Source organism: Roseomonas aerilata DSM 19363, assembly GCF_000711725.1.
GTDB lineage: Bacteria > Pseudomonadota > Alphaproteobacteria > Acetobacterales > Acetobacteraceae > Roseomonas > Roseomonas aerilata.
In genome coordinates this window covers 1-15442 of the sequence record NZ_JONP01000065.1, presented here as the reverse complement: position 1 = coordinate 15442, position 15442 = coordinate 1, and the positions used below count along the sequence as shown (strand labels likewise).

At 67.3% G+C, this 15442-nt stretch carries 14 protein-coding genes and 1 tRNA gene; all 15 read right to left on the bottom strand.

Going from position 1 to position 15442, the window contains the following annotated elements; all coding sequences use genetic code 11:
• The coding region (locus BO39_RS33250; protein ID WP_132938368.1) for a GTP-binding protein at positions 1-94 on the bottom strand (94 nt) is incomplete at its 3' end.
• A gap of 96 nt (positions 95-190) precedes the next feature.
• Positions 191-667 (bottom strand): 30S ribosomal protein S7, encoded by a 477-nt coding sequence (rpsG, locus tag BO39_RS27180; RefSeq protein ID WP_043839687.1) that lies wholly within the window; start codon positions 665-667, stop codon positions 191-193.
• 11 nt (positions 668-678) lie between these two features.
• On the bottom strand, positions 679-1050 hold the full coding sequence (rpsL, locus tag BO39_RS27175; RefSeq protein ID WP_043839686.1) for a 30S ribosomal protein S12: 372 nt from the start codon (positions 1048-1050) through the stop codon (positions 679-681).
• A gap of 376 nt (positions 1051-1426) precedes the next feature.
• The gene (gene rpoC, locus BO39_RS27170) at positions 1427-5674 is read right to left on the bottom strand and encodes a DNA-directed RNA polymerase subunit beta' (protein ID WP_043839685.1); all 4248 of its coding nucleotides are present in this window, start codon (positions 5672-5674) and stop codon (positions 1427-1429) included.
• A 101-nt stretch (positions 5675-5775) separates the two neighbouring features.
• Positions 5776-9969, bottom strand: coding sequence for a DNA-directed RNA polymerase subunit beta (rpoB, locus tag BO39_RS27165; protein WP_043839684.1), 4194 nt, complete (start codon positions 9967-9969; stop codon positions 5776-5778).
• Positions 9970-10165: 196 nt separating this feature from the next.
• Positions 10166-10549 carry a 50S ribosomal protein L7/L12 gene (gene rplL, locus BO39_RS27160; protein WP_043839683.1) on the bottom strand — a complete coding sequence of 128 codons (384 nt, stop codon included), beginning with the start codon at positions 10547-10549 and terminating at the stop codon, positions 10166-10168.
• Positions 10550-10639: 90 nt separating this feature from the next.
• Positions 10640-11176, bottom strand: a complete 537-nt coding sequence (rplJ, locus tag BO39_RS27155) for a 50S ribosomal protein L10 (protein ID WP_043839682.1) — start codon at positions 11174-11176, stop codon at positions 10640-10642.
• Between the two features lie 275 nt (positions 11177-11451).
• Positions 11452-12147: a 50S ribosomal protein L1 gene (gene rplA / locus BO39_RS27150; RefSeq protein ID WP_043839681.1), complete on the bottom strand. Its 696-nt coding sequence runs from the start codon at positions 12145-12147 to the stop codon at positions 11452-11454.
• A 4-nt stretch (positions 12148-12151) separates the two neighbouring features.
• Positions 12152-12586 carry a 50S ribosomal protein L11 gene (rplK, locus tag BO39_RS27145; RefSeq protein WP_043839680.1) on the bottom strand — a complete coding sequence of 145 codons (435 nt, stop codon included), beginning with the start codon at positions 12584-12586 and terminating at the stop codon, positions 12152-12154.
• A 196-nt stretch (positions 12587-12782) separates the two neighbouring features.
• Entirely contained in the window at positions 12783-13550 is a 768-nt protein-coding gene (gene allE, locus BO39_RS27140; RefSeq protein WP_043839679.1) for a (S)-ureidoglycine aminohydrolase, read from the bottom strand.
• 97 nt (positions 13551-13647) lie between these two features.
• On the bottom strand, positions 13648-14184 hold the full coding sequence (gene nusG / locus BO39_RS27135; RefSeq protein ID WP_043839678.1) for a transcription termination/antitermination protein NusG: 537 nt from the start codon (positions 14182-14184) through the stop codon (positions 13648-13650).
• Between the two features lie 88 nt (positions 14185-14272).
• The gene (gene secE, locus BO39_RS27130) at positions 14273-14467 is read right to left on the bottom strand and encodes a preprotein translocase subunit SecE (RefSeq protein WP_043839677.1); all 195 of its coding nucleotides are present in this window, start codon (positions 14465-14467) and stop codon (positions 14273-14275) included.
• Positions 14468-14620: 153 nt separating this feature from the next.
• A tRNA-Trp gene (locus BO39_RS27125) sits at positions 14621-14697 on the bottom strand.
• Positions 14698-14778: 81 nt separating this feature from the next.
• Positions 14779-15207: an RDD family protein gene (locus BO39_RS27120; protein WP_043839676.1), complete on the bottom strand. Its 429-nt coding sequence runs from the start codon at positions 15205-15207 to the stop codon at positions 14779-14781.
• A 142-nt stretch (positions 15208-15349) separates the two neighbouring features.
• Positions 15350-15442: EF-Tu C-terminal domain-related protein (locus BO39_RS31945; protein ID WP_156964000.1), on the bottom strand; the 93-nt coding region annotated here is incomplete at its 5' end.

The window sequence follows — 15442 nt, the reverse complement described above, 5'->3', positions numbered from 1 at the left end:
TCGCCGCCGTCAAGGACGTCTTGCCGTGGTCCACATGGCCAATCGTGCCAATGTTGCAGTGCGGCTTCGTCCGCTCGAACTTCGCCTTACCCATGATCTAGCCTCTGCCCGGGTGGGACTTGAAAGGGGTTGTCGCCGCCGGAGCAGCGCCTGGGGTGGGGCCGCCCGAGGCGGCACCCTGATCTTCTGCTTACCAGCGGTAGTGGCTGAAGGCCTTGTTGGCTTCGGCCATCCGGTGGGTGTCCTCGCGCTTCTTCACCGCGGAGCCGCGGTTGTTCGCCGCATCCATCAGCTCGGCCGAGAGCCGGTCTTCCATCGTGTGCTCGCCGCGCTTGCGAGCGGACTCGATGAGCCAGCGGATCGCAAGCGCCTGACGGCGCTCCGGGCGAACCTCGACGGGCACCTGGTAGGTGGCACCACCGACGCGGCGCGAGCGTACCTCGACGGCCGGCTTCACATTGTCCATCGCCTCATGGAAGAGACGCAGCGGGTCGGCGTTCTGGCCGCCGCGGCGCTTCAGCGTGTCCATGGCGCCGTAGACGATGCCCTCGGCGGTGCTCTTCTTGCCGTCATACATCAGCACGTTCATGAAACGGCTGAGCACGACGTCGCCGAACTTCGGATCCGGCAGGACCTCGCGCTTTTCGGCGCGGTGACGACGCGACATCTCTCAGTTCCTCACTTCGGCCGCTTGGCGCCGTAGAGCGAGCGCCGCTGGCGGCGCTTGGCGATACCCTGGGTGTCGAGCACGCCGCGCAGAATGTGGTAGCGAACGCCCGGAAGGTCCTTCACGCGGCCACCGCGGATGAGGACAACCGAGTGCTCCTGCAGGTTGTGGCCCTCACCGGGGATGTAGCTCACCACCTCGTAGCCGTTCGTCAGGCGCACCTTGGCAACCTTACGAAGCGCCGAGTTCGGCTTCTTCGGCGTGGTGGTGTAGACCCGCGTGCAGACGCCGCGCTTCTGGGGGCAGTTCTGCAGCGCCGGGACCTTGTTGCGGCTCGGCTTCGGCTCGCGCCCCTGCGCGATGAGCTGATTGATCGTCGGCATGACGCCCCTTCGTGACCCGTCTCTGTGGCTGACCGCCCTGCATCCAAGCGAAGGCGCCCGCGTGACCGCGTCTGCGATCCTGCGGGCTACTCTTCGTCTCCGGCCTAGACCGTCCAGAGACCACGAGGGGTTTCAAGGAGCGGCGGCACCGGGGACGCGGAAGGGTCGTCCAAACTCGTTCGATCCCCTGGCGCTGCCGGTGGGGGTCGTGGAGGGCCGGAGACCTACCCCCCCCCAACCCCTGAGTCAAGCGCTTTAGGGTTTGTGAAGCCAGCCGGGCCGGGGAGTTGCACCCCTGCCCTGACCAATTCGCGGGGCGGCCGCCAAATGCCGGCCGCCCGCGGTCCGGCGGCCCTTAGGCCGCCGGCGTCGCCCTCTATTCGGCGGCCTGCTGGCCGCCGGTGCCGTCCTGCAGTGCCGGCTGGTTAGCCGGCAGGCGCCCCTTGTCCCGCTGGGCCGCCAGCGACCGCAGACGGTTCATCACCGAGCCCGTACCGGCCGGGATCAGACGGCCGACGATGACGTTCTCCTTCAGGCCCTCCAGGCGGTCCACCTTGCCGGCCACGGCCGCCTCGGTGAGCACCCGGGTCGTCTCCTGGAAGGAGGCCGCCGAGATGAAGGAGTTCGTCTGCAGGCTGGCCTTGGTGATGCCCTGGAGCACCGGCTCGGCCCGGGCGGGCCGCTCCTTCAGCGCCAGCCGCTTCTCGTTCTCGATATCGAACTCGATGCGGTCCACCTGCTCGCCAATGAGGTAGGTCGTGTCGCCGGGCTCGATGATCTCGACCTTCTGCAGCATCTGGCGAACGATCACCTCGATGTGCTTGTCGTTGATCTTCACGCCCTGCAGTCGATAGACGTCCTGGATCTCGTTCACGAGGTAGTTCGCGAGAGCCTCGACGCCCAGCACCCGAAGGATGTCGTGCGGTACGCGGGGGCCGTCCACCAGCGGGTCACCGGACCGGACATAGTCACCCTCCTGGACGGAGACGTGCTTGCCCTTCGGCACGAGGTACTCGCGCGAAGCCGGCTGCTCGTCGCCGACGGCGTCCGGCACCACGACGATCCGGCGCTTGGCCTTGTAGTCCTTGCCGAACTCCACCCGGCCGTCGACATCGCTGATGATGGCGGCGTCCTTCGGCCGGCGGGCCTCGAAGAGCTCCGCGACGCGGGGCAGACCGCCCGTGATGTCGCGGGTCTTGGAGGATTCGCGCGGCAGGCGGGCGATGACGTCGCCGGCATGGACGGTCGCGCCGTTCTCGACGTTCAGGATGGACGACGGCTGCAGCCCGAGCGTGAGGACCACCTTGCCCCCCTCCCGCAGCACGATGCTGGGGCGGAGATTCGCGTTCTTGGCACGCTCGACCGGCTCGCGCACCACCTTCGAGGACAGGCCCGTCACCGGGTCGGTCTCCTCGTAGAGGGTGAAGCCCTCGATCAGGTCGGTGTACTCCACCACGCCCGCGCGATCGATGATGATCGGCAGAGTGAAGGGGTCCCACTCCGCCAACTTCTGCGCGCGAGTGACCTCGGCGGCATCCTCCACCAGCAGCCGCGCGCCGTAAGGCACGCGGTAGCGGGCGCGCTCACGGCCCTGCGCATCGCTCAGCACGATCTCGCAGTTACGCGACATGACGATGTTGGCGCCCTCACTGTTCACGACGACGGCCTTGTTCAGGACCTTCACCGAGCCGTCGCTGGTCGCCTCCACATGGGACTGCTCCGCCGAACGCTGGGCGGCACCGCCGATGTGGAAGGTGCGCATGGTCAGCTGCGTGCCGGGCTCGCCGATGGACTGGGCGGCGATGACGCCGACCGCCTCACCAGTGTTCACCGGGGTGCCGCGGGCCAGGTCGCGCCCGTAGCACATGCCGCAGACGCCCTGCCGCGCATCGCAGGTCAGCACAGAGCGGATATAGACCTCCTCCGCCCCCGACTGCTCCACGGCGTCCGCGGTGACCTCATCGACCAGCGTGTCGCGCGCGGCGACCACCTCACCCGTCTCCGGGTTCAGCACGTCGCGCTGGATCGTACGGCCCAGGATGCGCTCGGAAAGGGAGGAGACGACCTCGCCCCCGTCCATCACGGCGCGAACCGTGATGCCGCGCTCCGTGCCGCAATCGTTGTCGACGATGATGCAATCCTGCGCCACGTCCACGAGGCGGCGGGTCAGGTAGCCCGAATTCGCCGTCTTCAGCGCCGTGTCCGCGAGGCCCTTGCGGGCGCCGTGGGTGGAGTTGAAGTACTCGAGGACGGTCAGCCCCTCCTTGAAGTTGGAGATGATCGGCTGCTCGATGATCTCGCCCGAGGGCTTGGCCATCAGGCCGCGCATGCCTGCGAGCTGGCGCATCTGGGCCGGCGACCCGCGCGCACCGGAGTGAGACATCATCCAGACCGAGTTGGTCTGCTTGCCCGCTTCCTGGCGCGAGATCTCCTTCATCATGGCGCCCGCGACCTCTTCCGTCGCGCGCGACCAGGCGTCCACCACCTTGTTGTAGCGCTCGCCCGCGGTGATCAGGCCGTCGAGATACTGCTGCTCGAACTCCTTCACCTCATTCTTGGTGCGATCGATCATCGCGGCCTTGGTCGCCGGGATCATCATGTCGTCCTTGCCGAAGGAGATGCCCGCCTTTGCCGCGTTGCGGAAGCCGAGGCCCATCAGGCGGTCGGCGAAGATCACCGACTCCTTCTGGCCGCAGTGGCGGTACACGGCGTCCATCACGTCCGAGATGCTGCGCTTGGTCAGCTGACGGTTGATGATGGAGTAGGGCACGTTCGGGTGGATCGGCAGCAGGGCGCCCATCATCAGGCGGCCCGGCGTGGTGATCGCCGTCTCGCGCTTCGGCTTGCCCTCGGCCGTGAAGCCGGTGACGCTGGCCAGCACCGCGGAGTGCAGATTCACCTGCCCGGCCGCGAGCGCCTGCTCCACCTCGCCGAGCCCGTCGAAGACGTGCGGGCGGAAGGCGAGCGCGTCGCGCTCCTCCTCGGTCAGGCTGGACGGGTTCTTGCCCTTCAGCCCCTCGATGAGAACGCGCACCGCCTCGATCCGCGCCTTGTCCGCGCGGAACTCCGGCGTCTCGAGGCTCAGGTAGTAGAGGCCGAGGACGATGTCCTGCGACGGCACGATGATCGGCTTGCCGTTCGCGGGGCTGAGGATGTTGTTCGTCGACATCATCAGCACGCGTGCCTCCAGCTGGGCCTCAAGGCTCAGCGGGACGTGCACGGCCATCTGGTCGCCGTCGAAGTCCGCGTTGAAGGCGGTGCAGACCAGCGGGTGAAGCTGGATCGCCTTGCCCTCGACGAGGATCGGCTCGAAGGCCTGGATGCCCAGGCGGTGCAGCGTCGGCGCCCGGTTCAGCATGACCGGGTGCTCGCGGATCACCTCCTCGAGGATGTCCCACACCTCGGGACGCTCCTTCTCCACCATCCGCTTGGCGGCCTTGATGGTGGTAGCGTGGCCGTACTTCTCGAGCTTGCTGTAGATGAAGGGCTTGAACAGCTCGAGTGCCATCTTCTTCGGCAGGCCGCACTGGTGCAGCTTCAGCTCGGGACCCACCACGATCACCGAACGGCCGGAGTAGTCCACGCGCTTGCCGAGCAGATTCTGCCGGAACCGGCCCTGCTTGCCCTTCAGCATGTCCGAGAGCGACTTCAGCGGGCGCTTGTTGGCCCCCGTGATTGCGCGACCGCGGCGACCGTTGTCAAACAGCGCGTCCACAGCCTCCTGCAGCATGCGCTTCTCGTTGCGCACGATGATATCAGGCGCGCGCAGCTCGATCAGCCGCTTGAGGCGGTTGTTGCGGTTGATGACGCGACGATAGAGGTCGTTCAGGTCCGAGGTCGCGAAGCGCCCCCCGTCCAGCGGCACCAGCGGGCGCAGCTCGGGCGGGATCACCGGCACGACGTCGAGGATCATCCATTCCGGACGGGCACCGCCCTCGGAGAAGGACTCGATCAGCTTCAGCCGCTTGACGAGCTTCTTGCGCTTCGCCTCGGAGGTCGTCTCCTTGAGGTCGGCACGCAGGCGCGTGCTCTCCTTGTCGAGGTCGATCCCGGTCAGCATCTGCTTCACGGCCTCGGCGCCGATGCCGACCGTGAAGGCGTCCTCGCCGAACTCGTCCTGCTTCGTCTGAAAGGCGTCCTCGGTCAGCAGCTGGTGCAGCTTGAGGTCGGTCAGGCCCGGCTCAAGCACGACATAGCTCTCGAAGTAGAGGACCTTCTCCAGCTCCTTCAGCGACATGTCGACCATCAGGCCAACGCGCGAGGGCAGCGACTTCATGAACCAGATATGCGCGACGGGCGAGGCGAGCTCGATATGGCCCATGCGCTCGCGCCGGACCTTCGCCAGCGTCACCTCGACGCCGCACTTCTCGCAGATGATGCCGCGGAACTTCATCCGCTTGTACTTGCCGCAGAGGCACTCGTAGTCCTTGATCGGACCAAAGATGCGTGCGCAGAAAAGCCCGTCCCGCTCCGGCTTGAAGGTGCGGTAGTTGATCGTTTCGGGCTTCTTGATCTCGCCATAGGACCAGGAGCGGATCTGCTCCGGGGAGGCGATGGTGATCTTGATCTGATCGAAGGTGACGGCCTGGCCGGTCTGGCCAAGGATCTTCATCAGCTCGTTCATGGGGCCTTCCTTCTGCGTCCAGCCTGCACCCCCCGCCGGGGGCGCAACATCAGCGGCCGGCCCCGCTGGGATGGGGCCGGCGCGATCCTGCTAGTTCGAGATCAGCTGCCGCGGTTCTCGAGGTCCACGTTCAGGCCAAGGCTCTTCAGCTCCTTGGTGAGAACGTTGAAGCTCTCGGGGATGCCGGCCTCGAAGCTGTCCTGGTCACGGACGATAGCCTCGTAGACCTTGGTGCGGCCGGACACGTCGTCCGACTTCACCGTCAGCATCTCCTGCAGCGTGTAGGCGGCGCCGTAGGCTTCCAGCGCCCAGACCTCCATCTCGCCGAAGCGCTGACCGCCGAACTGCGCCTTGCCGCCCAGCGGCTGCTGGGTAACGAGCGAGTAGGGGCCGATGGAGCGGGCGTGGATCTTGTCGTCCACCAGGTGGTGCAGCTTGAGCATGTAGATGTAGCCCACCGTCACCTTGCGCTCGAACAGATCGCCCGTGCGGCCATCGACGAGTTGGACCTGGCCGGAGGTGTCGAGCCCCGCCTTGGTCAGCATCCCCTCGATGTCCGAGATCCGGGCGCCGTCGAAGACCGGCGTCGCGATCGGAATGCCGCGCTTGAGGTTCTCGCCGAGCTCGAGCAGCTGGTCCTCGCTCATGTTGACGATGTCACGGTCCGTGATCTCGTCGCCATAAACGTCACGCAGCTTCTCGACCAGCGCGTCACGGGCAGCACCGGCGCGGCGGTAATCCTCCACCACCTCGCCGACCTGCTTGCCCAGAGTGGCGCAGGCCCAGCCAAGATGCGTCTCCAGGATCTGGCCGATGTTCATGCGTGAGGGCACGCCCAGCGGGTTCAGAACCAGATCGACCGGGGTGCCATCCTCCAGGAAGGGCATGTCCTCGATCGGTACGACGCGGGAGACCACGCCCTTGTTGCCGTGGCGGCCAGCCATCTTGTCGCCCGGCTGGAGCTTCCGCTTCACCGCGACGAAGACCTTGACCATCTTCATCACGCCGGGCGGCAGTTCGTCGCCGCGCTGCAGCTTCTCGACCTTGCTCTCGAAGCGCTTCTGCAGGCGCTCGACCGCAGCGTCGAACTCGCGCTTCAGGGCCTCGAGCTGCGCCTGAGCGGCATCGTCCGAAACGCCGATCTGGCGCCAGGTCATGCGGTTGAACTCGGACAGCACCTCGTCGGTGATGACCGTGCCCTGCTTCACGCCCTTGAACCCACCGGCTGCCTTGCGGTTCAGCAGGATCTCGCGCAGTCGCCCCGTGAAGGACCGCTCCTGGATCAGCCGCTCGTCGTCGCGGTCCTTCGCCAGGCGCTCGATCTCGGCGCGCTCGATCGCCATGGCGCGCTCGTCCTTGTCCACGCCGCGGCGGGAGAAGACGCGCACGTCCACAATCGTGCCGGAGACGCCCGGCGGCAGGCGCAGCGACGTGTCGCGCACGTCGGACGCCTTCTCGCCAAAGATGGCGCGGAGAAGCTTCTCCTCCGGCGTCATCGGGCTCTCGCCCTTCGGCGTCACCTTGCCGACCAGGATGTCGCCCGGCTGCACCTCGGCGCCGATGTAGACGATACCGGCCTCATCGAGGTTACGCAGCGCCTCCTCACCCACGTTCGGGATGTCGCGGGTGATCTCCTCCTGGCCGAGCTTCGTGTCCCGGGCCGCCACCTCGAACTCGTCGATGTGGATGGAGGTGAAGACGTCGTCCTGCGCGATCCGCTCGCTGATGAGGATGCTGTCCTCGAAGTTGTAGCCGTTCCAGGGCATGAACGCGACGAGCGCGTTCCGGCCCAGGGCCAGCTCACCCAGCTCCGTGGACGGGCCATCGGCGATGATGTCGCCGGCCTGCACCTGATCGCCCACGCGCACCAGCGGGCGCTGGTTGATGCAGGTGGACTGGTTGGAACGCTGGAACTTCCGCAGGCGGTAGATGTCCACGCCCTGGGTCGTGCCGTCCTCAGCGGTCGCGCGCACCACGATGCGCGCGCCGTCGATGCTGTCGATCACGCCATCACGCCGCGCGACGATGCTGGCGCCGGAGTCCCGCGCGACGGCGGCCTCCATGCCGGTGCCAACCAGCGGCGCGTCCGACTTCACCAGCGGCACGGCCTGCCGCATCATGTTCGAGCCCATCAGAGCGCGGTTCGCGTCGTCGTTCTCAAGGAACGGGATGAGCGCCGCGGCGACGGAGACGAGCTGCTTCGGGGAGATGTCGATCGCCGTCACCTCCTCGGGCTTCACCAGCCGGAAGTCGCCGCCCTGGCGGACTGAGACGAGGTCCGAGCGGAACTCTCCGCTCTCGCGATCCACCTCGGCATCGGCCTGGGCGACCACAAGCCGCTCCTCCTCCATGGCGGAGAGGTAGCGCGGCTCGCCCGTGATCTTGCCGTCCCGCACCATCTGATACGGCGTCTCGATGAAGCCGTACTTGTTCACCTTGGCGAAGGTGGCCAGCGAGTTGATCAGGCCGATGTTCGGCCCTTCCGGCGTCTCGATCGGGCAGATGCGGCCGTAATGCGTCGGGTGCACGTCGCGCACCTCGAAACCGGCGCGCTCGCGCGTCAGACCGCCCGGGCCAAGCGCCGAGAGGCGGCGCTTATGCGTCACCTCCGACAGCGGGTTGGTCTGGTCCATGAACTGCGAAAGCTGCGAGGAACCGAAGAACTCGCGCACCGCGGCAGCCGCGGGCTTCGCATTGATCAGGTCGGTCGGCATGACGGTGTCGATATCCACCGACCCCATCCGCTCCTTGATGGCGCGCTCCATGCGGAGCAGGCCGACGCGGTACTGGTTCTCCATCAGCTCGCCGACCGAGCGCACCCGGCGATTGCCGAGATTATCGATGTCGTCGATCTGCCCCTTGCCGTCCTTCAGCTCCTGGAGCGTGCGAACAGTGGCGAGGATGTCCTCCTTGCGGAGCGTGCGCTGCGTGTCCGGCGCCTCCTCAAGGGAGAAGCCGAGGCGCATGTTCATCTTCACGCGGCCCACGGCCGAGAGGTCGTAGCGCTCGCCGTCGAAGAAGAGGCCGCGGAAGAGGGTCTCGGCCGTCTCCGGCGTCGGCGGCTCGCCCGGGCGCATCACCCGGTAGATGTCCATCAACGCGTCATCGCGGTTCGTGTTCTTGTCCACGGCAAGCGTGTTGCGCATCCAGGGCCCGACGGAGGAGTCGATCGCCAGCGTGGGCAGCGTGTCGTAACCGGCGGCCTCGATGGCCGCGAGCTTCGGCTCGGTCAGCTCTTCCCCAGCCTCGGCATGGATCTCGCCGGTGGACATGTCCACCAGATCCTCGGCCACGTAGCGGCCCAGCAGGTCGGCGCGGGAGACGAGCACCTCCTTGGTGCCCTCCTCCGCAATCTTACGGGCGGCGCGGGGGTTGAGCTTCGTGTCCTTGGCGGCGACGACCTGGCCGGTGGCAGCATCCACCAGATCCTCGGTCAGCTTCAGGCCGCGAAAAGCGTCGGGCTCATAGGGGCGCGACCATCCCTGCTTACTGAGGGTGAAGATCACCTGCTTGTAGAAGGTGGAGAGGATCTCCTGCGAGTCCATACCGCGCACCTCGCCCGGCTCCAGCGGCGTGTCACGCTCGGCGCGCTTGGCCTGAGTCTCGGCGGAGTCGAGGGCGTAGAGCAGCGTCGTCGCCGGCAGCTTCCGCTTCCGGTCGATGCGGACGTAGCAGATATCCTTCGCGTCGAACTCGAAGTCGAGCCAGGAGCCGCGATAGGGGATCACGCGGGCGGCGAAGAGATACTTGCCCGAGGAGTGGGTCTTGCCCTTGTCATGGTCGAAGAACACACCCGGCGAACGGTGCATCTGCGAGACGATGACGCGCTCGGTGCCGTTGACGATGAAGGTGCCGTTGTCCGTCATGAGCGGGATGTCGCCCATGTAGACGCCCTGCTCCTTGATGTCGCGGATGGAGCGGCTGCCGGTGTCCTCGTCGATGTCCCAGACGATCAGGCGCAGATGGGCCTTCAGCGGGGCGGCATAGGTCAGCCCGCGCTGGATGCACTCCTCCACGTCGTACTTCGCCTCCTCGAACTCGTAGCGCACGAATTCGAGCGAGCCGCGGCCGGCGAAGTCATTGATCGGGAAGACGCCCTTGAAGACCTCCTGAAGGCCGGCATTCGCCCGCATCTCCGGCGCCACCTCGGCCTGCAGGAACCCCTCGTAGGACGCGCGCTGCACGTCGATGAGGTTCGGCATCGGCGCCACCTCGGGCAGACGCCCGAAGGACTTGCGGATGCGCTTGCGCCCGGTGAAGCCCTTGCCCTCAAAACCCTTCGAGATCGCGTTCATGCCAGCCCTGCGTCCTCTTCAACCTTGCCGGGCGATCCTGGGCGCCGCCGCGCGCCCCCAGATCCCCCGTTCGCCACCGGATAGCATGGGCCATCCGGCGAAAAGCAGGCGCGGGCGGAAACCTAATGGTTCCCGCCCGGCCCTTTACACAACCTGTTCCCCCGGCTGGTAAAGCCGGGAGAGAGTGGCTGGGGTCTTACTTGACCTCAACCTTCGCACCGTTCTCCTCGAGGACCTTGCGGATCTTCTCCGCCTCATCCTTGGAGACACCCTCCTTGACGACCTTGGGAGCGCCCTCGACGAGGTCCTTCGCTTCCTTGAGGCCGAGACCGGTGATGGTGCGGATCTCCTTGATCACGTTGATCTTCTTGTCGCCAGCGGCGGCAAGCGTCACGGTGAACTCGGTCTGCTCCTCGGCGGGGGCAGCGGCAGCGCCACCACCACCGGCCGGGGCGGCAGCCACGGCGACGGGAGCGGCGGCGGAGACGCCCCACTTCTCCTCGAGCATCTTGGAGAGCTCGGCAGCCTCCAGGACGGTGAGGGTCGAGAGCTCGTCAACGAGCTTGGCAAGATCGGCCATGTCTTTGTGTTCCCTGATCTAGTGGCTTGGCTTGAAGTTTGCAACCCCAGGCGGAAGCGGCTCCCGCAACCCGCCGGGGGTCATGGCGTTTCAGGCGGCTTCCGCGCCCTCTGACGACCCGTCCTTGTCGGAATAGGCCTTGAACACCCGCGCCAGCTGCCCGGCCGGAGCCTGCAGCACGCCCGCGATGCGCGTCGCCGGGGTCTGGATGAGACCCAGCAGCTGCGCCCGCAGCGTTTCGAGCGAGGGAAGCTCGGACAGAGCCCTGACGCCATTGACGTCGAGGGTCTGGGTGCCGAGCGCCCCGCCCAGGATCACGAACTTGTCGTTACCCTTGGCGAACTCCGTGGCAGTCTTCGCCACCGCCACCGGATCCGTCGACCACGCGAGCGCGGTCGGACCCTTCAGCAGCGGCGCGATGCCCTGGAAGCGGGTGCCGTCGAGGGCGAGAGTGGCCAGCCGGTTCTTCGTGACCTTGTACGTCGCGCCCGCTGCCCGCATCCGGCGCCGCAGATCATCCACCGCCGCGACCGTCAGCCCGTTGTTACGGGCGACGAGCACGAAGGAGGTGTCGGCGAACACCGAACCGAGGGAGGCGACGAACTCACGCTTCTCCGTACGGTCCAATTCCCGTCTCCTACGAATAACCGGCACCTGGTGGAGGGGCGCCGGCCGGTTCACGCAAGGGCGCCCCCGCATGGGGACGCCCCGGTTCGCCTGTCAGATGAAAGCCGGAAGCCAAGCCAAGCCCGGGGACAGGCCCCGGAACGTCGTCTCTGGCACCCCGTCTCCCCGTTGCGCTCTCGCTTTAAGCCCTCAAAAGGGCACATCGGGTCTCGGACAGGTCGGGCGGGTTTCCCCACCCTGCCCGCGCCGGACCCTTGGGACCGGCGCGAATTCACTCAGGCGGAGAGCGAGCTCACATCCACCTTGATGCCCGGGCCCATGGAGGAGGACACGGCCACCTTCTTCACATAGGTGCCCTTGGCGCCAGTCGGGCGGGCGCGCTGGATGGCGTCCACAAAGGCCTTGGCGTTCTCGAGCAGCTTATCGGCCTCGAAGCTCGCCTTGCCGATGCCGGCATGGACGATGCCAGCCTTCTCGGCGCGGAACTCCACCTGGCCGGCCTTGGCGGCCGTGACGGCGCCGCGGACGTCCATGGTGACGGTGCCGAGCTTCGGGTTCGGCATCAGGCCGCGCGGGCCGAGGATCTTACCCAGACGTCCGACGAGACCCATCATGTCCGGGGTCGCGATGCAGCGGTCGAAGTCGATCTTCCCCTCCTGCACCGCGGCCATCAGGTCCTCGGCGCCGACCACGTCGGCCCCGGCGGCGGTCGCCTCCTCAGCCTTCGGGCCGCGGGCGAAGACGCCGACGCGGACGGTCTTACCGGTGCCGTTCGGCAGGCCGACCACGCCGCGGACCATCTGGTCGGCGTGGCGCGGGTCGATGCCGAGGTTCATCGAGATCTCGATCGTCTCGTCGAACTTAGCGTTGGCGGCGGTCTTCACCGTCGAGATCGCCTCGGCGAGCGCGAGGGACTTATCGAGGTCCAGGCCCTCGTTGATCTTGCGGAGACGCTTGCCCTGCTTGGCCATCTTCTCAGCCCTCCACCACAACCATGCCCATGGCGCGGGCGGACCCGGCCAGCATCCGAACCGCGGCAGCTTCGTCCACGCAGTTCATGTCCTTCATCTTCACCTTGGCGATCTCGGCGAGCTGGGACTTCGTCACCCGGCCGACCGCGCCGCCCTTGCCCGGCGTCTGGCTGCCCTTCTCGAGCTTGGCCGCCTTCAGCAGGAAGTAGGTGTTCGGGGGCGTCTTGGTGATGAAGGAGAAGGTGCGGTCCGAATAGGCGGTGATGACCACCGGCGTCGGGGTCCCGGGCTCCATGCCCTGGGTCGCCGCGTTGAATTCCTTCACGAACTGCATGATGTTCAGGCCGCGCTGACCCAGCGCGGGGCCCACGGGCGGGGAAGGATTGGCCTTGCCCGCCGGGATCTGCAGCTTGATGTAGCCGACGATCTTCTTCGCCATCTTCTGGCACTCTCCTGACTTCGGAGGCCCGCGGTGCCAGCGGCCCGCCCCGATAGGCTGGGGCCGGACCTCCCGCGTTCCTGAAAACGCGCGGCGGCCGGGCGAGGAAACCCCAGCCCGGCCGGCGCGGAAGCGGCGTATAGGAGGCTGCGGGGCGCGAGTCCAGCGTAATTCCTGCCGCCGCGCCCCACGCCCCTCAGATCACGTCGCGGTTCACGTCCTTATAGAGCAGGTACTCGCAGACCTCGTTGCCGGTGGCGTAGATCTGCTGGGGCACATAGGGGCCCATCCAGACGAAGTCGTCGGTCCAGAGCTCGTGCCACTCCCGCCCGAGCAGCTGCAGCGCCTGACCCTGCAGCATGACCATGCCGTGCTCCATCACATGCGTCTCGACGCACCAGAAATGGGCGCCGGGCGCGTAGCACATGATGTTCATCTCGAAGTCCATGGGCATCTCGCGCAGCCCGAGTAGCAGGAGCCGCCAGCGGGGCCCGCTATCCTCCCGCTGCGCCGTATCCCGGTGGCCGACGATCACCTTCGGCGCGGGAACACCGGCGGCGGGCTGGTAAGCCTTGCGCACCCAGATCGCCCGCGCCTCCTCCCCACCGGCGTTCCGCACGCCATAGGGTACCCCCTGGGGAACATAGATGTAGCCGCCGGGCACGAGCGAGTGGACCTGACCCTCAACCGTCACCTCCAGCGCCCCGGCGCGGACGTAGAGGAAGGCCTGCACCCTCTCTTCCACCGCGCCCGCGCTGCCCGCCCCGGCGGGCACGATCAGTAGGGCCTGGGTGAAGCCCGCACCCATGTGCCGGCTGGTCTGGAAGCGGGCGATGCAGCCCGGCCAGTTCGGCAGCAGGCTGTCCATGATCCCCTCGGGCGGGAAGACGCAGTAGTTGGGCGTCAGCATAGACCGGTTGTGGCCGATGATGCCCGGCGGGGGATTGGGGGTCGGAACGCGCATGCTATGGCCTCGGTGCGGGAACGACCTTCCCGCACCATGCCGACCGGCCGCCGTCAACCCACCGGCAGGCGGTCTTCCCGGGCTGGCGTGCCCGGGATCAGGCCTTCTCGACCTGCCCGTACTCGAGCTCCACCGGCGTCGCGCGGCCGAAGATGGAGACGGAGACCTTCACGCGACCCTTCTCCTCGTCCACCTCCTCCACCACGCCGTTGAAGCTGGTGAAGGGGCCGTCGGCCACGCGGACGTTCTCGCCCACCTCGAAGGTGATGGAAGGGCGGCGCGGCTTCTCCGCGTTGTCCTGAACCTGCTGGAGCATCCGCATGGCCTCGCGCTCCGGGATCGGGCTGGGCTTGTTGCGGGCGCCGAGGAAGCCGGTGACCTTCGGCGTGTCCTTCACGAGGTGCCAGGCCTCGTCGGTCATCTCCATCTTCACCAGCACGTAGCCGGGGAAGAACTTCCGCTCGGTGTTGACCTTCTGGCCGCGGCGCACCTCCACCACGTCCTCGGAGGGCACGAGCACGTCCTCGATCCGGTCGGCCAGCCCCTTCTGGGCGGCCTGCTCCTTGATCTGGCTCGCGATCTTCTTCTCGAAGCCCGAGTAGACGTGAACCACGTACCACTTCTTGTCGGCCATGACGGCGACGCTCCCAATCCTGTGGCGCTGGCCTCCGGCCCCTGGGGCGATGCCCCCGGCCTCCGGCGCGGCGCGAAATCTTACGAGGTCAGCCGAATCCGAACAGCAGCCGCATCATGAGCTGGATCAGCCAGTCCGCCACCAGGAAGAAGATGGCGGCCAGGACGGAGAGCGCCAGCACCAGCCCGGTGGTGATCAGCGTCTCCTTCCGGCTCGGCCAGGTGACCCGGCTGATCTCCTGCCGCACGTCGCGCAGGTAGCCTGCGGGATTGAAACCGGCCACGTCGGGGCCCCTCCAGGCGCCGGGTCCAGACTGGCCCTTGGGAGGGCGCCTGGACGCCGCGGCGCGGTGATCGGCGAGCGGGATGCTCAGAAACGGGTCATGCGCGACCCGCCCCGGCTGCCGGATCGGGCTTTCGGCCCGAATTCGGTGCGCTGGCAGGGGCGGAGGGTCTCGAACCCCCAACCTCCGGTTTTGGAGACCGGCGCTCTAGCCAATTGAGCTACGCCCCTAGGGCAGGCCACGCAGGGGCCGTGCCTTACGGCAAGGCGCGGCGGCTGTCGAGAGGGTGCGGGACGATGAAGGCGTTGCCGCTACCGCGGCAACGGATCCCGAACCACCAGCGTCCGGGCGATGCGGTCGTGCCAGCACTGCCGGCGCGGATCCCAAAGCATCCAGAGATAGCCCAGCCCGAGCGGGATGCTGGAGAGGATGTAGCCGAAATAACGGGCCACCAGACGCGGCCAGGGCGGCGTGCCGCCAGTCTCCGCATCGATCACTCGCAGCCGCATGAGCATCTTGCCGGGGGTGGCCTGACGGCTGGCCCAGAACAGGATGATCAGCAGCGCGGAGATGAGCTGGAGAAGGATATCCGAACCGGGCGAAAGCCCCCTCCCCCCGCGCGCGAAATCGCCGAGAAGCACGAGGACGAGGCCGACCGGGATCATCCAGGCGGCGTCCAGAATCTGCGCCGCCACCCGCGGCCAGAACCCGGCCAGTTCCACGCCGCCCTGTCCGGACATGCCGCTCTCCTCACCCTGAGCGGCCGGTTGTCCGTGCCGGCGAGGGGCTTGTCCAGCCCCGCGCCAGCGCGCCAGAAACAGAAAGGGCGGGCCCCCTTGCCGGAGGCCCGCCCTGCCCTTCCCGCCCAAGGGGCGGGTCGTCTTACTTCTCGATGCTCGCGACGACGCCGGCGCCGACGGTGCGGCCGCCCTCGCGGATGGCGAAGCGCAGGCCCTGGTCCATGGCGATCGGCGC